This window comes from Gallibacterium melopsittaci (genome assembly GCF_042433085.1).
Taxonomy (GTDB): Bacteria; Pseudomonadota; Gammaproteobacteria; order Enterobacterales; family Pasteurellaceae; genus Gallibacterium; species Gallibacterium melopsittaci.
On record NZ_JBHLWA010000003.1, the window covers coordinates 1 to 2,012 of the forward strand.

Consider the following 2,012-nt stretch of genomic DNA (forward strand, 5'->3'; position numbering starts at 1 on the left):
TTTTGTAATATTCATCTTTTTCTGTCTTCACTATTTGATGATAAATGACGTGACCTGATGGAGAATCTATCATAACAAGCACACCAAAATCGCGATGAAAAAAGGTGGTATCAATAATTAAGTTAAGTGATGATTTTGTAGGAAAGTTTAATAAGGCTTTTGGCGCTTTTTCTAAATATCTTTGAATTGTTCTTTCTGAACAATGATATTTTATGGTGAGAGCCTTATAGGTCTGTTTTCCTTCGGAATAATCTTGCCAAATTTGTTCCGGATTTAATTTTTTTTGGTAAGTAAATGTCTTATTACAGGTATTACATTTATAACGTTGAATCTTATTTCTAATACCGTGTTTCTTGATGGTTTGATTTTGGCAGAATGGACAAGTTTTTATTCATTTTTCAAAAAAGTGGCTTAAAGCCTTGTACTATAAGACTTTAAACCACTTTTTAGCAACCATTTTGTCTACTATGCCATATATGATAAAAGTAGCTTACTATTTATATTACATTTAATAAGGCATTATCTTTTTGTTTTTGTATATCACTCATTGGTATTCCCCTTACACTCAGTTAGAAATTATATAAATAAGATAAATCCCTTGATTTATATAAATTGATATAGCTTGTAGGTCCATTACAGTGAATAAGTGCAGAACCTGGTCCCATTAAAGTCCAATATTGCCCCATAACATCTTCAGAACTTAAAATTGCTTTTTGTAACTCTAAATCATAATAAATCCAATAGTCTGTTATAAATATATTAAAAAAATTTCGCTCACGACTGTACCTTGCAATTTTAGTATCTGGATTTATTAGATCCAATTCATATAACTGATTGTTTATTTGCATAACCTGTGGAGCTATTTGTTTTTCAAGTTCAGTTAGATGGTACTTATCTTTAAACAAAGTATAATATTGTTTCTCATCTTTAATTGGTTTTAACTTTTCAATACCTCGCTGTTTTTGCCATTCTTCTACTGGCATAAGCACCTTCACTGTATCGCCAGCGATGGCACAACGGATTGGTGTGGTGATTTCGGCAATGATCCGATCGTAAGTAAGCGGAAGAATTAGTAATGCAAGAAAGACATAACAAGTTAAGTTTATAGTTAGAAATGTCTTATCATTCTCTGAACTAAAATGTTTATTAATGTATTCTTCTATTTTCTTTATTAGCCAACGACACATTTCTTATCTTATACAGGGGATACATACTTAATTGATAACTAGACTTAAGATAATAGACTAAATCCATCTCAAACAACATGACTTTCTTCTCTTCTTCTCTTCTTTTTCTTCTTTTTCTTCTTTTCTTCACTTCTCACCCTCAATACCCGTCAATGATGATAAAAAATCGGTATAGCCCCGTCATCGCTTCAGGATGTTTCTCCGGTATTTTCGTTGGTTTTCTCTTGCTTTTTCTTGTTGAGGTTGATTGTATGTATGGGAAGAACGGAGAGTGGGAAAGCATAACCCAGTCACATCGCGGTCTAGGTCTAAAGGTGATGAAGCTAACAGCGAGATTTGCTATTTGATACATTGACCTTTGATTTGATACGTTGATATTTGATGCAAAAAAAAACGCTAACCTCTTGGTTAGCGTCTTCTCTTCTTAATTCAAAACCTGGCAGTGACCTACTCTCACATGGGAAATTCCCACACTACCATCGGCGTGACAACATTTCACTTCTGAGTTCGGCATGGATTCAGGTGGAGCTATTGCACTCTCGCCGCCAGGATAATTCGGCTTTTTCTCTTAATCTTGTCTTTTCTTCTATTTTTTCAGTCTTTTTATTCTGACTTTTTCTTTTTTGTTCTTTCTTCTCTTCAACGTCCCATACAAGCTCTTAACTGATTCTCTTGATACTTTCTTTATCTTTTTAGCTTTCTCGCTTTTTTTCTTTATTTTGCTTTCTCGCTTCTTGCTTTATCTCGCTTTCTCGCTTTCTTATTTCTTTTTTCGATTCTCGCTTTAGGCTAAAACCCTTCAGCGTTGTATAGTTAAGCCTCTCG

At 33.5% G+C, this 2,012-nt stretch carries 2 protein-coding genes and 1 rRNA gene; all 3 read right to left on the reverse strand.

Annotation, left to right across the window (positions count from 1 at the left end):
* The coding region (locus tag ACFFHT_RS10975) for a transposase-like zinc-binding domain-containing protein (protein ID WP_446685282.1) at positions 1-391 on the reverse strand (391 nt) is incomplete at its 3' end.
* A gap of 178 nt (positions 392-569) precedes the next feature.
* Positions 570-1,187, reverse strand: a complete 618-nt coding sequence (locus tag ACFFHT_RS00745) for a hypothetical protein (protein WP_382372538.1) — start codon at positions 1,185-1,187, stop codon at positions 570-572.
* Positions 1,188-1,621: 434 nt separating this feature from the next.
* Positions 1,622-1,737 (reverse strand): 5S ribosomal RNA (gene rrf, locus ACFFHT_RS00750).
* Positions 1,738-2,012 lie beyond the last annotated feature (275 nt).

What these genes read in the sequence shown, in the direction of transcription:
- ACFFHT_RS00745 (WP_382372538.1), bottom strand. Translation starts at nt 1,187, where the DNA reads ATGTGTCGTTGGCTAATAAAGAAAATAGAAGAATACATTAATAAACAT.